Origin of the sequence: Rhodococcus sp. IEGM 1379 (assembly GCF_030056815.1) — a bacterium.
GTDB lineage: Bacteria > Actinomycetota > Actinomycetes > Mycobacteriales > Mycobacteriaceae > Rhodococcus_F.
The window spans coordinates 1-14,246 of sequence record NZ_JASHKR010000037.1; the positions used below are offsets into that span (position 1 = coordinate 1).

General features: G+C 61.4%; 16 protein-coding genes. 11 read left to right on the forward strand and 5 right to left on the reverse strand.

The window, feature by feature from the left end:
- The 9 genes from QM600_RS18635 to QM600_RS18675 form a co-directional block, all read left to right on the forward strand.
- The coding region (locus QM600_RS18635) for an inorganic phosphate transporter (RefSeq protein ID WP_283262997.1) at nucleotides 1-1,175 on the forward strand (1,175 nt) is incomplete at its 5' end.
- A 15-nt stretch (nucleotides 1,176-1,190) separates the two neighbouring features.
- Complete coding sequence (locus tag QM600_RS18640) at nucleotides 1,191-1,454, forward strand: hypothetical protein (RefSeq protein ID WP_283263000.1); 264 nt, start codon at nucleotides 1,191-1,193, stop codon at nucleotides 1,452-1,454.
- A gap of 55 nt (nucleotides 1,455-1,509) precedes the next feature.
- On the forward strand, nucleotides 1,510-1,842 hold the full coding sequence (locus QM600_RS18645; RefSeq protein WP_283263002.1) for a DUF3349 domain-containing protein: 333 nt from the start codon (nucleotides 1,510-1,512) through the stop codon (nucleotides 1,840-1,842).
- 4 nt (nucleotides 1,843-1,846) lie between these two features.
- On the forward strand, nucleotides 1,847-2,152 hold the full coding sequence (locus QM600_RS18650) for a DUF3349 domain-containing protein (protein WP_283263004.1): 306 nt from the start codon (nucleotides 1,847-1,849) through the stop codon (nucleotides 2,150-2,152).
- Nucleotides 2,149-3,288 (forward strand): o-succinylbenzoate--CoA ligase, encoded by a 1,140-nt coding sequence (menE, locus tag QM600_RS18655; RefSeq protein WP_283263006.1) that lies wholly within the window; start codon nucleotides 2,149-2,151, stop codon nucleotides 3,286-3,288. The genes QM600_RS18650 and menE overlap by 4 nt, the downstream gene beginning before the upstream one ends.
- Nucleotides 3,289-3,551: 263 nt before the next feature.
- A complete protein-coding gene (locus tag QM600_RS18660; RefSeq protein WP_283263008.1) occupies nucleotides 3,552-3,947 on the forward strand; it encodes a hypothetical protein in 396 nt (131 codons plus the stop codon).
- A gap of 38 nt (nucleotides 3,948-3,985) precedes the next feature.
- Complete coding sequence (locus tag QM600_RS18665) at nucleotides 3,986-4,399, forward strand: hypothetical protein (protein ID WP_283263010.1); 414 nt, start codon at nucleotides 3,986-3,988, stop codon at nucleotides 4,397-4,399.
- Between the two features lie 559 nt (nucleotides 4,400-4,958).
- Nucleotides 4,959-5,966: an ATP-binding cassette domain-containing protein gene (locus QM600_RS18670; RefSeq protein WP_283263012.1), complete on the forward strand. Its 1,008-nt coding sequence runs from the start codon at nucleotides 4,959-4,961 to the stop codon at nucleotides 5,964-5,966.
- Entirely contained in the window at nucleotides 5,963-6,784 is an 822-nt protein-coding gene (locus QM600_RS18675) for an ABC transporter permease (protein WP_283263014.1), read from the forward strand. The genes QM600_RS18670 and QM600_RS18675 overlap by 4 nt, the downstream gene beginning before the upstream one ends.
- Nucleotides 6,785-6,789: 5 nt before the next feature.
- Here QM600_RS18675 and QM600_RS18680 read toward each other — a convergent pair whose 3' ends face one another.
- Nucleotides 6,790-10,053: an AfsR/SARP family transcriptional regulator gene (locus tag QM600_RS18680; RefSeq protein ID WP_502943021.1), complete on the reverse strand. Its 3,264-nt coding sequence runs from the start codon at nucleotides 10,051-10,053 to the stop codon at nucleotides 6,790-6,792.
- Between QM600_RS18680 and QM600_RS18685 the strand changes: the two genes are divergently transcribed.
- The gene (locus tag QM600_RS18685) at nucleotides 10,052-10,921 is read left to right on the forward strand and encodes a 1,4-dihydroxy-2-naphthoate polyprenyltransferase (protein ID WP_283263016.1); all 870 of its coding nucleotides are present in this window, start codon (nucleotides 10,052-10,054) and stop codon (nucleotides 10,919-10,921) included. The genes QM600_RS18680 and QM600_RS18685 overlap by 2 nt on opposite strands.
- On the opposite strand, the gene QM600_RS18690 is transcribed toward QM600_RS18685, so the two are convergent.
- The 4 genes from QM600_RS18690 to QM600_RS18705 all read right to left on the reverse strand — a co-directional run bounded on the left by QM600_RS18690 (nucleotide 10,922) and on the right by QM600_RS18705 (nucleotide 13,634).
- Nucleotides 10,922-11,302, reverse strand: a complete 381-nt coding sequence (locus QM600_RS18690; RefSeq protein ID WP_283263017.1) for a phage holin family protein — start codon at nucleotides 11,300-11,302, stop codon at nucleotides 10,922-10,924. It lies immediately after the preceding gene.
- A gap of 32 nt (nucleotides 11,303-11,334) precedes the next feature.
- Nucleotides 11,335-12,072: a lysophospholipid acyltransferase family protein gene (locus tag QM600_RS18695; protein WP_283263018.1), complete on the reverse strand. Its 738-nt coding sequence runs from the start codon at nucleotides 12,070-12,072 to the stop codon at nucleotides 11,335-11,337.
- 75 nt (nucleotides 12,073-12,147) lie between these two features.
- Complete coding sequence (cds1, locus tag QM600_RS18700) at nucleotides 12,148-13,251, reverse strand: L-cysteine desulfhydrase Cds1 (protein ID WP_283263019.1); 1,104 nt, start codon at nucleotides 13,249-13,251, stop codon at nucleotides 12,148-12,150.
- Nucleotides 13,248-13,634 carry a DUF4229 domain-containing protein gene (locus QM600_RS18705; protein ID WP_283263020.1) on the reverse strand — a complete coding sequence of 129 codons (387 nt, stop codon included), beginning with the start codon at nucleotides 13,632-13,634 and terminating at the stop codon, nucleotides 13,248-13,250. The genes cds1 and QM600_RS18705 overlap by 4 nt, the downstream gene beginning before the upstream one ends.
- 237 nt (nucleotides 13,635-13,871) lie before the next feature.
- Between QM600_RS18705 and QM600_RS18710 the strand changes: the two genes are divergently transcribed.
- On the forward strand, nucleotides 13,872-14,084 hold the full coding sequence (locus QM600_RS18710) for a BldC family transcriptional regulator (protein ID WP_094274852.1): 213 nt from the start codon (nucleotides 13,872-13,874) through the stop codon (nucleotides 14,082-14,084).
- The last annotated feature ends 162 nt before the right edge of the window (nucleotides 14,085-14,246 follow it).

The window sequence follows — 14,246 nt, forward strand, 5'->3', positions numbered from 1 at the left end:
AGCTCGTAATCCTCCTGGTGGTAGTTGTCACCGCCCTCGCGTTCGATTTCACGAACGGTTTTCACGACACCGGCAATGCAATGGCCACATCCATTGCCACCGGCGCACTCAAACCGAAGGTCGCGGTCACACTCTCCGCCATACTCAATTTGGTCGGCGCCTTCCTGTCGGTCGAAGTTGCAGCGACTGTCGCGAAGGGCGTCGTCAATCTCAACACCGTCAGCGGGCAAGACCTGCTGCTGATTGTTTTCGCCGGCCTCGTCGGCGGCATCATCTGGAACCTCGCGACGTGGCTGCTGGGCTTGCCGTCGAGTTCCTCGCACGCCCTGTTCGGCGGATTGATCGGTGCTGCAATCGCTTCCATTGGCATGGGTGGAGTCGAGTGGGGTGGCGTCGCCACCAAGGTCATCTTCCCAGCACTCCTCGCGCCTGTTGTCGCGGCGCTGGTCGCCGGTGTCGGCACCAAACTCGTGTACCGCATCACGGCCTCCGTCAAGGAAGACGAGCGTGAGCGCGGATTCCGTTTCGGCCAGGTCGGCACCGCCTCACTGATCTCACTAGCGCACGGCACCAATGACGCCCAGAAGACTATGGGCGTCATTTTCTTGGCCCTTGTCGCGCACGGGTCCATCACCGCCGATGCGGAAATGCCTTTCTGGGTGAAGTTCACCTGCGCCGTAGCCATCGCTCTGGGAACGTATCTCGGCGGCTGGCGCATCATCCGCACACTGGGCAAGGGCCTGGTCGAGATCGCGGCGCCGCAGGGACTCGCAGCCGAAGCATCATCCGCTGCCATCATCTTGACGTCCAGCCACCTCGGACTCCCCCTCTCCACGACCCACGTCGCCACCGGCTCCATCCTCGGAACGGGCCTCGGCCGCAAGGGCGCCGAAGTCCGCTGGGGCGTCGCCGGCCGCATGGGTGCCGCGTGGTTGATCACTCTCCCGTCCGCGGCCATCGTCGGCGCGATCTGCTGGGCGCTCGCGCATTACATCGGCGGCCTCGCCGGCGTGCTGATCGTGTTCGCCGCCTTGATCGCCTTCGCCGTGTTCATGTACCTGCGTTCGCGTAAAGAACCCGTAGACGCCGCCAATGTGACGGCGGAATGGGACGAGGATCAAGCGGTCACCGTCGTAGATCCCGAACCGTCCCCCGAGACCACCCACAACTCCTGAAAGGGGTAGACGAGAATGCACCTCATCACCGATACCCTCAGTTCGCTCTGGCAGGTAGTTGCCGTCGGCCTACTCTTCGGAGCCGGATTGCCCGCGATCTTCGCATTCGGCCTCAAATCCCTGAGCTTGCAGAACGCCGACGGCACCGACGGACCCAGCCCGCTGGGCAGAGCCGGCGCCTACCTGTGCTTCGCGGTTGTGCTCATCACGATCCTTGCTGGGATACTGCTGCTGATGAAGAACTTCTTGGCCAGCACGTTCGGGATCAACGTCTTCTGAGTTGGGTGCTACGACTAACCCACTCCACTACCGAAACGAAAACGAGGCCGAGGATTTGAGCAAGTATTCATTGCGCAGTGTGCTCGACTGGCTGCGGGCGGGATACCCCGAGGGAATCCCGGACAAGGATCATTTTGCGCTGCTCGCCGTCTTGCGTCGACGTCTGACCGACGAAGAAATCGAGCAGGTCGTCGCCATGTCCATCGAGTCCGCACACGAAGTTCCGGACCGGCACGTCGATTACGACAGCATCCGAGCGATCATCGCGGGAATCCTGAACGAGGAGTCGTCCGAGGAGGACGTCGACCGTGTGACCGCGCGTCTACGCGCAGGCGGGTGGCCCGTCGCTGAGGACAACGTCAGCAGCGAAGTTCGAGATGTGAGCTGACACCATGGCCCTTCCGCCCTTCCTCACCTCGATAGTCGGTTGGTTGCGGGCCGGTTATCCCAATGGTGTTCCCGAACAGGACTACATTCCGTTGTTCGCGTTGCTGACGCGTCGACTCTCCGAAACCGAGGTCGACGCTGTCGCCGATGCGTTGATCGAGGATGGTGATCTCCCGATCGAGAAAACCGACATCCAGGTGCTGATCACCAAGATCACCAACGAGATGCCCCTGGAAACCGATGTCGACCGCGTGCGCAGCCATCTCGCTGTGGGTGGCTGGCCGTTGGCCGAACCGGACGACCGACGGTGAATACTCTTCGCACACTGCCGGTTCCGCAGGGCGAGGCGGTTCTCGCAATGATGCCGCGGATCGCGCAGATTCTCGACGGCAACCACTCTGCAGTACTCCCCGTCCCGGCCGCGGATACCCGCGAAACCGCCAGGCTCACCGATGCGTTGCGTCCTGATGAGGCCATCGAAGATGCTATCTCGTTGGTGGTCGCAACGTCTGGCACCACCGGCACCCCGAAGGGCGCAATGCTCCGCGCCGACGCCTTGCGGGCCAGCGGCGAGGCCACCCACGAACACCTGGGCGGGCCCGGTTCCTGGCTGCTGGCCCTGCCCCCTCATCACATTGCCGGGATGCAGGTGTTGCTCCGCAGCGCACTCGCGGGAACCGAACCGGTAGTTGTCGACGTCAGTGAAGGCTTTTCTCCCGCAACACTTTCCGGCGCCATTTCTTCGATGAGCGGACCGCGTCGGTACACATCCTTGGTGCCCACCCAGTTGGTCAAGGCACTCGGTGATCCAGGCGCCGTCGAAGCACTCGCTTCCCTCGACGCAGTCCTTCTGGGCGGCGCCGCAACTCCGGCACCGGTTCTCGAACAGGCCACTGCTGCGGGCATCATCGTCGTGCGTACGTATGGCATGAGCGAGACCGCCGGGGGTTGTGTGTACGACGGAATCCCGTTGGCCGGAGCAAGAATCCGCATCGACGACGGCCGGGTGTTGCTCGGCGGACCGATGCTGGCGTCGGGATACCGCGGGCTTCCCGACCATCCCGCTTTTGCCGAGCCTGGTTGGTTCCGCACCGACGACGCCGGATCCGTGGTCAACGGTGGATTGCGCATCAGCGGGCGCCTCGACGAGGCGATCTCGACCGGCGGCCTGACCGTCGTACCGCAGGTGGTCGAGGCTGCACTGATCGACCATCCTGCGGTACGGGAGTGCGCTGTCATCGGTGTCAGCGATCCCCGTCTCGGGCAACGGGTTGTGGCCGTCGTGGTGCCCGAGGGGACACCGCCGTCGCTCGAAGAGTTACGCGCGCATGCTCAGCGCACCGTGGATGCGACGGCAGCGCCCCGCGAACTCTTCATCGTGGATTCACTCCCCCTGCGCGGGCCCGGCAAGGTCGACCGCGCAGCATTAGTGGCCCGCTTCAGCTAGGCGGAATTGCGCGAACCGAGACTTCTGCCGCGGGTCGCACTGTCATTCATTCAGAGGACTGTTCGGCACTACACCACTGCGCTAATCTTCAAATCGTAGAGACCCACCGAAAAAGATGAACTTGTCCATATCCGAGAAGGCCGATAAGTAATCTTTTCCTAAAGTTAGTAAAGATACTTCGGCTAACTATCTTCTCATTGGAAATATCAGGCCGAAATCGCAGACAAAGACGAATCGCCATACTTCGAATAGGTGAAACGATCATGAGCACACTCCTCGAACTGCACAATCTCGCAACCCAACATCTCTCTACTGTGAATGCTGCGGAATCGACCGAATTCCTGGCCAAGCGCGGCCTCAAGGTTTCCGGAAAATCAGGGTTCGGCGGGTGGATCCTCATCCTCGTGATCGGCGGCGGCATCGTCGGTGCCGTTCAGTGGGCGCGTGACCGGGGCAGATGGGATCAAGTGAAGCGAAATCTTTCGAATCGCCCGGGATCGATGCCTCCCCCGGTCACACCTCCACCAGGCGCGCAGCATTTCCCGAATAGCCAGCAGTACCCCAGCAGCCAGCCGTTCCCAGGCTCACCGCCACCACCGCCGGCACCCTACCCGACCGTGCATCCCGACAATACTCACTATCCCAACGGACCTTACTGATTCACGACATCCACCCAATTTCAGGAGGCAGAGTTACTATGGTTGCCACTCACAAATTCTCGAATTCGCACATCACCGTCAGCGGCCGACTCAGCGCTGACCGCTTGGCCGAATTGGCGCATTACGTCGCCGAGAATGCCGGCAGTACCGCAAAGATAAGGTTCGAAGGAAGCCAAGCCGGCACCATCAGCTACTCAATTCGCTCATGGGTGGGCGCGAGCATGATGACCTTCGACGTCCACATAACAAATCAAGGCGATAGTGCAAGCGCAAGAAGCGAGATCGACATGTTCAAGACAACCCAGCAAACAATGTTCTTCATTCCGGTCACTCCGAAACAATTGCTGGGCTACAGCATGTACAAAAGGTTCATGGAAGGTCTCGCTCTCGCGGTCCGTGCCGAGGATCCCAACGCCGATGTGCAGATCATCGAGCAACCTCAGTTTGCCTGAGCCCGTGAAACAGCGGTGGGTCGGACGTGTGGAACAGCAGTCCACACGTCCGACCCACCGGCGCAGAAATTGATCGATCTACCCGCTACTCTTCCTCGGAATGTCCACTGCCTCCCGGACCACGGTGAGTAGTCGTTGCACGATCTGTGGCGCGAGGCAGCCCGATACGAGCAGGCCGAATGCTGCAAGGGTGACTATTACGGGTGTCATCCTCGTCAGGTTCACGAACGCGTCCTTTGCATGTTGATTGCTACGTCTCGGACGCCATTTCCTGGCCAGCTCCGACAAAGTTTGCGATTACCCACTCGCATTCGGTCGCGGAACCGCCATGCCGTCCAACTTGGCAGCAGCGCATTTGAGCGGCGGCAATTTGTGGCGGGTTTCACACAATTTCCATTACGGATCGTAACGAAATATTATAATTCGTCCTGATCACGCCCACTAGTCGGGACTCTGGGCCCATCCAACTGAATGGGCTACCTCTAGCCGCATTTTCGGTGCAAGCGTCCGCAAGTTCCATGCAAGACATATGCAAGCGCACTCTGTCAGGCTTTACACCATGAACCACACAGCTTCGCCTTTTGCCATCGAAGCCGAGGGCCTGGTCAAGAAGTTCGGCGAGCACCGCGCCGTCGACGGCGTCAGCCTCACCGTTCCCACCGGCACGGTCTTCGGGGTCCTCGGCCCCAACGGAGCAGGCAAGACCACGACGGTCCGCATGCTCGCCACACTCCTGCGCCCCGACGGCGGGGAGGCCCGAATCTTCGGCCACGACGTCAGCCGCGAGCCGACTGCTGTTCGGTCGCTGATCGGAGTGACCGGGCAGTACGCCTCGGTGGACGAAGATCTGACCGCCACCGAGAATCTGGTGATCTTCTCGCGGTTACTCGGCTTGAGCCGCAAAGATTCTCGCAAGAAGTCGCTCGAACTTCTCGAGGAGTTCGATCTGACCGACGCGGCTACGAAGCCGCTCAAGAACTTCTCCGGAGGTATGCGTCGACGCCTCGATCTGGCCGCCAGCCTGATTGCCCGCCCTCCGTTGCTGTTCCTGGACGAGCCCACCACCGGCCTTGATCCGAGAACCCGCGCTCAGATGTGGGAGACGATCCGCCGTCTGGTCGCCGAGGGGTCGACGGTCATGCTCACCACCCAGTACCTCGACGAAGCGGACCAGCTCGCCGATCGGATCGCCGTGATCGATCGAGGTCGTGTGATCGCGAACGGCACAGCCGACGAACTCAAGGCTTCGGTCGGCATTTCCTCCTTGCACCTCAAGTTGGTCGAGCGGGATCGCACCGAGGAGGCCCGGTCGATCATCGCAGCGATGCTCGGCGTCGAGGTTGCCGTAACGCCCGAGGTCGGCCGGGTCACCGCTCCGATGAGCGATCCTTCCGTCACCGCCGACCTGCTGATTCGCCTGCGGGAACGCGGCATCGCCGTGGACGAGATCAACGTACAAAAGCCCAGTTTGGACGAAGTGTTCCTGACCATCACCGGGCATCAGCCCGAAGACGGTAGCCGCAACGACGCCGATTCCGACAACGACTCCGATCGGATTCCCGTATGACCACTACGCTGACAACTCCCCAATCGCCGGTCACCGACCATGTTCCGAGGCGCATCAGTCTCGAGCAGAGCTTCGCGAATACCTTCACCATGGCGTATCGCGGAATTCTCAAGATCAAGCACAACCCGGAGCAGTTGTTCGACGTCGTCATCCAGCCCATCATCTTCACGCTGATGTTCACGTACATCTTCGGCGGGGCCATCGCCGGCGACGTCACGGCCTATTTGCCGACGATCATCCCCGGCATCTTGGTTCAGACAGTGATCACCGGTTCCATCGTCACCGGCACCCAGCTACGTGAAGACATGGACAAGGGTGTGTTCGACCGCTTCAAGTCTCTGCCGATTGCGCGCATCGCCCCCCTGTCCGGCGCCTTGCTTGCCGACGTCGTGCGGTACGGAATCGCGACGACCATTACGTTCATCGTCGGTTTTGCGATGGGCTACCGCCCCGCCGGTGGAGCTGTGGGTATTCTCTCGGCCGCGATCCTGGTGATGGTCTGCGCGTTCTCGATCAGTTGGATCTTCGCGTTGATGGGCGTGATGATGAACAAAGCGTCTACGGTGCAGGGTGTTTCGATGCTCGTGCTGTTCCCGCTGACGTTCCTGTCCAACGCGTTCGTCGATCCTGCCACCATGCCGAGTTGGCTGCAGAAGTTCGTGAATGCCAACCCGGTTTCACACCTGGTGACCGCAGTCCGAGAACTGGCCAATGATGGTCACTTCGGCATCCACGTCGTATGGTCCCTGGTCGGCGCCGCCGTGATCGTGGCGGTGATGGCGCCGCTGACCGTGCGGATGTACATGCGTAAGACGTAAGGAAACTAGTTTTCCAGCGGTCCGCGAAGCGCAGCCAGAACTGCTTCGCGGACCGCTCTGCGTGAGAGGCCGGAGACCTTCTGCATCTCGACACGCCACCGGTCTTCCCCGACGATTCCGGCCGCAAATGCCTCGAGCCGTCCGTGGTGCAGCGAGAAGAAGTCCTGTCGCCCCGGCATCTTGACGGACAGTGCCATCAATTCCGTTCCGCGGCTCAAGTTTCCGGTGCATAAATCGTAGGCACCGACGGCCGCTGCCACCGAACCTGCGAGCGGTAGATCCGCATATCCGTTGGGGTGCAACTTGATCACGCTGGATTCACTCATCCGGCGCACTCGATCAACCATCGACGCAAACTCCCCGTGCACCGCGTGCGCGCATACCGCTGCCGCGCTGAGCAGAACGACAAACGGATCTCCGTACACATTCTCGACCTCACCACCGAGCAGTTCCAGAGCCTCCCGATAGTGACCGAGCCCGAGTTCGATGTGCCCTTCCGCCAGATCGGCCTCGGCAACACTGGCGAACAGCGCAGCGCGCCGCGGAGCGTTCTCCATCGCAGCGCTCCCACCCGATACAGCCAATGCAGGACGAATCTGATCCAGCAACGCACGTCCGCCAACGGTATCGCCGCCTGCAATCAGTGCGCCGGCTTGAAAACTGATGAGCTGCAATGCCTCTTCGTGAGCACCGAGCCGTTCCGTGGACGCTGCTGCCATCGCGTAGAACGCGACGGCTTCGATATACCGCGCGGATTGACTGTGCACCGACCCCACCTGCTGAGCGGCCATGGCAACACCCCACTCGTCCCCGATCCCGCACGCGTACCGCAAAAGTTCTTCGGAGTCACCGAGTGCGCCGCGCAGGTCGCCGAGGTTCTCGCGCATGTTCGCCCGGGTTGCGAGTGCTGCCATCCGTGTCTCGACGTCCGGACTACGCATGCCCTCGGCCACCAATCGCGCCACCCGATATCCGGATTGCGGGCCGACCATCAATCGAATGAGGAACACGAACGTCGGTGCCAGATCGTCCCTCTCGCGCAGGATCTTTCGCAGACGCAGACGTGCTCGGGCGTGATCCCTCGTATATGCCCCGAAGAGCAGGTGCATGGCCACCATCATGAATGTCATCGCCGCCAGTTCGGCATTGACGTCAGCCAAATCATGGTTGTTCGTGGCCTCGACTACCTTGGGTGCCCAGTTCGCGACTTCCGAGTGTGATCCTCGGATCGCCCACAGTAATCCCAGCACCGGAAAGACATTCGCCACTACGCGGCCGTCACCGCGTTCGACGGCCCATCGCAGAACTGCCAGAAGGTTGTCGTGTTCCTCGTCGATCTCGGCGGCAAGCCGAACCTGGTCGGACCGCGAACGCTTCCGCGCGTCCGCGGCGATATCGACGGCCCATTGGTTCAGTCGCCGAAGAACTTCCGCTCCCTCACCCAGCGCCGCCAGTTGTTCCTCGCCATATTCCCGAACCGTCTCGAGCATGTGATAGCGCAGCCCGTTCGACGTGTCGACCACCGAGAGCAATGATTGATTGACCAGTGCTTCGACTGCGTCGGCGACGTCAGCCAACTGCCCCCATTCGGCAACCGCCTCAGCCGATGCCAAGGTGAAACCTGCTGGGAATCGGCATAATCGGGCGAGCGCCACTCGATGCTCGGCCCCCAGCAAATTCCAACTCCAGTCGATGACCGCGTGCAGCGTGCGATGCCGGTCCGGGGACGTCGGGTCTCCGGATCGAAGCAGAGCGAAACGATCACTCAAGCGCGAGGAGATTTCCTCGACACTCATCGTGCGGGCTCGCGCCGCCGCCAATTCAATGGCCAACGGCAAGCCGTCGAGTGTCGTACACAGCTTTCCGACGGTTTCCGCATCCAGGCGTACGGAGGGTCGCACGGCACGGGCCCGGGCCGAGAACAACTCCACTGCCGATCCGGCATTGCCTTCGATAGCCAACGGCGGCAACGGATACACGACTTCGGCACTGATCATCAGGGGCGATCGACTGGTGGCCAGGACGGTCAACTGCCCACCGGCCGCAATCAGTTCTGCGACGATATCCGAACAAGCACCGATCACATGCTCGCAGTTGTCGAGAATGAGCGTCATCGGACCGGCCGACAGTGCTTCGGCAAGACGCTCACGTGCCGAATGCGTTCGCCCGACTGTCAATCGTCCTGGTGCCAAGTCGGATTCACTGATACCGAGAGTAGCCCCGATCGCTGCGATGACGTCCTCACTGCTGCGCAGCGCCGCCAGTTCGACCAACGCCACGGAGGTACGAGCCGACGCACGCAACCCCAATTCGTGTGCCAGACGGGTCTTTCCCGCACCACCCGGACCGAGAACAGTCACCACACGCGAACGCGAGAGCAACTCCTCGACGTTTTCGATATCACTGGCACGGCCGAGCAATGAGTTGGGCGCTGCACGTAGACCGATTGCCCGGGTGCTCCGCGCCGGAGCAGACGCCGCTCTCGGAAGCGGCGTACTCAGAAGCGCGGCATTCAGCTCCACCAATCCGGGGGACGGATCGCCGCCCAAACGATCGGCCAGGTGCGCCTTGAATGCGGCGAACACCTCGAGCGCCTCATTGGTGCGACCCAAGCCGGCCAGCGCTCGCATCAGATCCCCGGCGGCCGTGTCGTCAAAGGGGTTGCCGGAGTGACGGATTTGCGCAACCGGAAGTGCGTCGGAGAAGTCACCGAGAGCAAGGAGGACGTGCAGTCTCACGGCGGAAAGCTCGTCGTGCAGGCGCGATGCGGTCGAAGCCAGCTGCTCCCCCGGCACTCCGACAACGTCGTCCCCGGCGCTTCCCCGCCACAAACTCAGTGCCGCGGTGACTACCCTCAATGACTCTCGGGAATCGGCGTCGGCGCGAACGCCACGAAGCGCGTCCTGCGCCCGGGCGAGGTCCACTCGATCTCGCGGCACTGTGAGCCGATAACCCGCCGCCGTAACTTCCACCGAACCTTCCGGCAGCGCGGACCGCAAGCGTGAAACCTGTGTGTGCAAAGCGTTCATGGGTGACCGCGGCGGATCGGACCCCCAGATTTCCTCGATGAGGTTTTGCGCCGGACAGGGCCGACCGGGAACGAGAGCCAAGACAGTGAGCAGTGCCCGCGCCCGTGGCCCGGGCAACGCAACCAAACGGTCCCCGGTACTGGTCGAGACAGCGCCGAGCAACCCTATGTCCACCGCGTCTCGAGCCTTGTCCTGATCCACCGCGTTCAATCGTATTGCACAGTGCAAAGATCGTTGCATGGCTACAGCTGCTCAATGGATCGAAGGCGCGAGGCCGCGCACCCTCCCGAATGCGATTGCACCTGTGCTGGTCGGCACCGGCGCTGCAGCATCGCTGGACCTCGCAGTGTGGTGGAAGGCACTGCTGGCGTTGATAGTCTCCTTGGCCTTGATCGTCGGCGTGAACTTCGCCAACGACTACTCCGACGGAATCCGCGGCACCGACGACGATCGTGTTGGCCCGCTGCGGCTGGTGGGCTCGAAGCTGGTGAGCCCCGGATCGGTGAAAGCCGCCGCGATCGGTTGTTTCGCGATTGCCGCAGTGGCGGGCTTCGCTTTGGCGGCGACGACGGCCTGGTGGCTGGTCGCTGTGGGAGTGTTCTGCATCATCGGCGCCTGGTTCTACACGGGCGGCAAGAAGCCTTACGGTTACAGCGGTTTCGGCGAGATCGCCGTGTTCATCTTCTTCGGTCTGATCGCTGTGTTGGGAACGCAGTTCGTGCAGGCCGAGCGCGTGGATCTGGCTGGATTGGCCGGTGCGGTGGCCATCGGTTCCTTCTCGAGTGCCGTGCTGGTGGCCAACAATCTGCGCGACATTCCGACAGACACGGAGTCCGGCAAGATCACCCTCGCAGTTCGTCTCGGCGACGCCAGAACTCGTGTGCTGCACATCATCCTGCTGACAGTGCCGTTCATCGCGACATTGCTACTCATTCTTCGAACCCCGTGGGCGTTGCTCGGACTGCTCGCGTTGCCGCTGGCAATCCGAGCTAACGCACCACTGCGCACCGGCGGTCAGGGAATGGCCTTGATTCCGGCGCTGCGCGACACCGGACTGGCAATGCTCGTCTGGGGTGCCACGACGGCGGTTGCCCTTAGCTTGTCTTGATCAGCGCTTCTCGGGCACCAACGCTCCGAGAACGAAGTTCACGATCGAGATGATCAAGGCACCCCAGACCGCGGTCCAGAAACCGTCGATGTGCAATCCTGCGTCCAGTGACGTCGACAGCCACGCAGTCAGCAGGAGCATCAGCGCATTGATCACCAAGGTGAACAGGCCGAGCGTCAGAATCAACAGCGGCAAGGACAGTAACTTCAATGCCGGCTTGATCAGGGCGTTGACGATCGTGAAGATCAACGCGATAACGGCAATGACCAGGACTGTTCCCCAGGTGTCGTCCTGTTTGGTTTCGATCGTGATGCCGGTGACCCACAGGGACGCGAGCCAGATAGCGATTCCGTTGACGATGAGACGTGCCAGAAATGTCATGCCCGAATGCTGACACATCTCGACCGATCAGATCAGTAGCTGGCCACTGCTCCGTCAACTGCGTGCTGCAAATCCCCCTGCACGACGCGGGCGATATCCATCGGCTTCCCACCCAGATCAACCACCGGGGTTCCGACGAAAACACTTGCGCGCTTAACATTTCCGATGCCCGGACCGTAGCTGATTCCGATCGACACGAGAGCTGGCGAGCACCCCAACTTCTCGGCCCGCGAGACGATATGGCCGATTCCGCTGTTGACGTGCTGAAGCGTTTTCGGGTCCTCGACGTTGCACGTTCCTTCAGGGAAGATCGCGAGACAATCCCCGCTGTTCAGACGTTCGGCGGCAACGTCCATCATCACGCGGCCCGCATCCGACACTGCGCGGAGTCCGTGGTTCTTGCTACGGAAAACCGGGATGCTGCCCATCATGTCGACCTTCTTGCGCTGCGCCGGATCGACGAAGAGTTCGTCCTTGGCCAGAACTCGCGTCCGCCCGATCATCCGACGCAGCGGTGTACGCCACGCCGTCGCCGCAAGCGTGAATTGGTCACTCTCCGTAAGGTGATTGACCGCGACAACCAGTTGTGTCCGCCGCTCCAGCAGCGCCGTCAACGCTGCTTCGGCACCGGGCGCGTAGGCGATCCGTGGCCGATACTTCAGTGCCAGCGCAGCGTAGGCAAGTTTCGCCGCCCACCGATTCTGTTGATGCGCCCGGTAGTACTCGTACACGGCTTCGTAGTTGCCGAGTGAAACTTCTGGACTGTCCATGATCTGCCCGTCGTTCGAGAATGCCCCTCGAACAAGACGATACACAAACCTACGGTTGCGTAGGTTTGTGCGAGATCAGCCGTTGGGCGCCCAGATTCCTGATCGTATGAACTCGTCCAGCACAGCCGTCGGACCCTCGAGATCGATCCCTTCGGTCGCAACCCACTCGTCGTTGTAGTAGGTCCCCGAATAGCGCTCGCCGCCGTCGCAGAGCAGCGTGACGACGCTTCCGCTACGACCGGCCGCCATCATCTCCGCAATCAACGCAAATGCACCCCAGAGGTTGGTTCCCGTCGAACCGCCCACCTTGCGACCCAGCGCGGCGCTGGCGTGCCGTGCAGCCGCAACGGAACCGGCGTCCGGCACCTTGATCATCCGATCGACGACCTGGCCGATAAAAGACGGTTCTACGCGCGGACGGCCGATGCCTTCGATCCGAGATCCACGGGTTCCTACGATCGACGGGTCACCCGCACTCCACGCGTCGAAAAACACGGAATGCTCCGGATCGACCACGCACAGGCCCGTGTCGAACTTGCGATAGCGCAGGAAACGGCCGATCGTGGCCCCGGTTCCACCCGTGCCCGCTCCGACGACAACCCAATCCGGCACCGGGTGTTCCTCGTGTTCGAGCTGAGTGAAGATCGATTCCGCGATGTTGTTGTTTCCGCGCCAATCCGTTGCACGCTCGGCGTGCGTGAACTGATCCATGTAGTGCCCACCCAGCTCGCGGGCGAGACGATGAGATTCCGAATAGATCGACGAAGGGTCCGTGACGAAGTGACAACGGCCGCCCTGCGCTTCGATCAACGCAACCTTGGCCGGACTGGTGCTCGCCGGCATCACGGCGACAAAATCGAGGCCCAGCAACTTCGCGAAGTACGCTTCGCTGACTGCTGTCGATCCTGACGAAGCTTCGATAACAGGCGTGTTTTCGGTAACCCAACCGTTGCAGATCGCGTAGAGAAAAAGTGATCGCGCAAGACGATGCTTGAGACTGCCGGTGATGTGCGTCGACTCGTCTTTGAGATAGAGCTGGACGCTCCAACTACTCGGTAGCGGGTAGCGCACGAGGTGAGTGTCCGCGCTCCGCTGGGCATCGGCCTCGATCAGCCGGACCGCGTTGTCCACCCAGGCCCGAGGGACCCGACGGGAGACATCGCGGGTTCCCGACGTCACCGCTGGTCACCACGCAATTTGGCCCGCAAATCGTCGCGATCTGCGCGTCGCTGAGCGTCGACGGCGGCGATGCCGAGGTTCACTCGCTTGCGCAACTTCGCAAAAAGGGCGAGCGACAGCGGAAGCGCGATCAGCACCGCAAACAGTGCTGCTACGAGAAGCGGAACTTCCGTGCCAGCGAGCTTGCCGCCACCGATGATGATGCCGCCGATAACTACCACTAGCAGGAGTCGGGCGACCGAATACAGGACGACATCTCGTACCAGTTGCCCCTTCGTCACAACCCCGGCAGACGCAATTGCTTGCTCAGAGTTTGCGGACCGACTCTCGGTCAGGTCCGGGCGGGAAGGCTGGTTTTCAGGGTGTTCAGGCAACTTACTCACACTCCAAGGTTACCTACTCGAGGCGATTAAAAAATTCGGCCCGCTTTATCCGCTTTGTCTATTACTTTTTATTTACCTAAATTTTAAGTTTCGACTACCTGACCACATCTGTGCAAACATTGCGCTACCAATCGAAAAATGGTCGAATGTGAGCAGCGGCCGCCGAAACAAACTCGGCGTAGGTTTTGAGCAACTGTTCGACACCAAATGTTCGACGCTAAGACGGAGGAACATCAGATGAGCGCACCAACATTCCACGTAGCCGCAGACGCACTCATGACACCCGGACAGGTCGCGGCTCTGTTTCATGTCGACCCGAAGACCGTGACGCGCTGGGCGCACGCCGGGCGACTGGGATCACTGCGTACCCCCGGCGGACACCGCCGGTTCCGCGAGACCGAGGTCATGCAGCTACTCCGCTCGCTGACAACAGAAGCTGCTCACAACTGAACGGGCCGGGTCGCAGGTAAATCGGCTACACCGACTACACCCGTTCCACCCAGATACAGCTACACCAGATACAGCACGGCGCACCAAGCCCAACACACGTCCCCGGGGATTCTGGCAAACCAGACCGGAGACTGAGTAGGCTCTTCCTTGTACTGAGGAGGT

Coding starts and splice junctions, on each gene's coding strand:
- QM600_RS18640 (WP_283263000.1), top strand. CDS start 1,191: ATGCACCTCATCACCGATACCCTCAGTTCGCTCTGGCAGGTAGTTGCC.
- QM600_RS18650 (WP_283263004.1), top strand. CDS start 1,847: ATGGCCCTTCCGCCCTTCCTCACCTCGATAGTCGGTTGGTTGCGGGCC.
- QM600_RS18660 (WP_283263008.1), top strand. CDS start 3,552: ATGAGCACACTCCTCGAACTGCACAATCTCGCAACCCAACATCTCTCT.
- QM600_RS18665 (WP_283263010.1), top strand. CDS start 3,986: ATGGTTGCCACTCACAAATTCTCGAATTCGCACATCACCGTCAGCGGC.
- QM600_RS18670 (WP_283263012.1), top strand. CDS start 4,959: ATGAACCACACAGCTTCGCCTTTTGCCATCGAAGCCGAGGGCCTGGTC.
- QM600_RS18675 (WP_283263014.1), top strand. CDS start 5,963: ATGACCACTACGCTGACAACTCCCCAATCGCCGGTCACCGACCATGTT.
- QM600_RS18685 (WP_283263016.1), top strand. CDS start 10,052: ATGGCTACAGCTGCTCAATGGATCGAAGGCGCGAGGCCGCGCACCCTC.
- QM600_RS18680 (WP_502943021.1), bottom strand. CDS start 10,053: ATGCAACGATCTTTGCACTGTGCAATACGATTGAACGCGGTGGATCAG.
- QM600_RS18690 (WP_283263017.1), bottom strand. CDS start 11,302: ATGACATTTCTGGCACGTCTCATCGTCAACGGAATCGCTATCTGGCTC.
- QM600_RS18695 (WP_283263018.1), bottom strand. CDS start 12,072: ATGGACAGTCCAGAAGTTTCACTCGGCAACTACGAAGCCGTGTACGAG.
- QM600_RS18710 (WP_094274852.1), top strand. CDS start 13,872: ATGAGCGCACCAACATTCCACGTAGCCGCAGACGCACTCATGACACCC.